The sequence below is a fragment of the Aquimarina algiphila genome (assembly GCF_007489275.1).
GTDB classification, from domain to species: domain Bacteria; phylum Bacteroidota; class Bacteroidia; order Flavobacteriales; family Flavobacteriaceae; genus Aquimarina; species Aquimarina algiphila.
In genome coordinates, this window is sequence record NZ_VLNR01000163.1 from 1 (window position 1) to 1322 (window position 1322).

Below are 1322 nucleotides of genomic sequence, written 5' to 3' on the forward strand. Positions count from 1 at the left end.
GATGAGGGATTCTATCATGAATACCAGTGCTGTTAGCTACTAACTGAGCATTGATTACCACCCCACTAGGTAAAACAACATAAGAAGACCATGCTCCATCTGCTATCGCACCAGGATTAACTTCTGCTGGCGGGAAACCAAATAATAATCCATCTGCTGATGTTCCTCCAGCGGTCAAAGACCTTTTTGGTGAAAAATCTACAGATCCTTCAAAAACAAGCCTCCCTTTACGAGTGAAATAAGCATTTTGTTCTCCTCCTGATCCAATTGATGCTGCCATTCTAGGTGAAAAAATAACACCTAACTTTTTAGCCATTTTTTTGTCAGATGCTTCAGTTATAACATAATAACCTTTTCTACGACTTCCATCAGGCAAAGTTTCCCAACCTTGAAACATCGGAAACCTTGCTGTTGGACCTGCCGGAACTACTGACCTATCTATTCGATAATCAATACCTAATACACTTGGTAGAAAGACATTTTGTTCTGCAGTAAAAGTAAGTGCAGGGCGAAATACATTATAAGGAGTTCCTCCATCTCGGCGAATACTGTTTAGTAATAGTTTAGCTTCCTTTAAGGCTTTAAAAGATTGAAAGGATTTTGAATCTGCTACAGATTGGTCATCTGTTATTACATTGTCATCATTACTACAAGCTGAAAATAGTGTAGCAGCAAATAGGCTTAAAAGTATTATTCTAAAATTTTTCATGTTTTGTTTTTTTAAATTTTTGTGTCTTTAAAAAAACAATTGGCCAATCGTTTTAAGAGTATCAAAATATTCTTTAGGTTTTGATGTTAATTGAGACGACAGCAATATTTCATACTTACAGAGAAAAAAAATAAAAAATATTGAGATTTATAAGTGTTATGTGTTCAATTTGAAGAAAAGTATTGATTTTATTGGTCTTTTGGAGGAATTTGGCTTAAGCGAAAAACATAATAAATCAATGATTTTTGCAATTAATTAACAGAATTTTTGTGTCTTATAAATGAGATAGAAAAGCGCAAATGTTAGATAGCTAACATATTAGAGCAGGTTTTTAATGTCAATAAAAATGAAAATAAACGATTCGATCTGATTTTTTAAAAAGTGGTCGATTTGATTTTAATTAAAAAGTAAGGTTTTTAGTTTTAATATTGTATTTGAGGTACAAAAAAAGCTTAGGAGAATTAATTCTCCTAAGCTTTAGATATATATATAAGTTCTTTTAATGCTTAATTAATTATTACGAGGAGACCCGATTTGAGTACCTATTACACTTGCTCCCGGTTGTGTAATTACCGGGCAGTTGATAATTGCTCCTGTTGCAGTTAATAAATCA

1 pseudogene is annotated in these 1322 nt (G+C 32.6%); it reads right to left on the minus strand.

The features are described 5' to 3' along the window. Positions 1 to 709: pseudogene (locus FOF46_RS30795) on the minus strand (hypothetical protein); the annotation flags it as partial. Positions 710 to 1322: the final 613 nt, after the last annotated feature.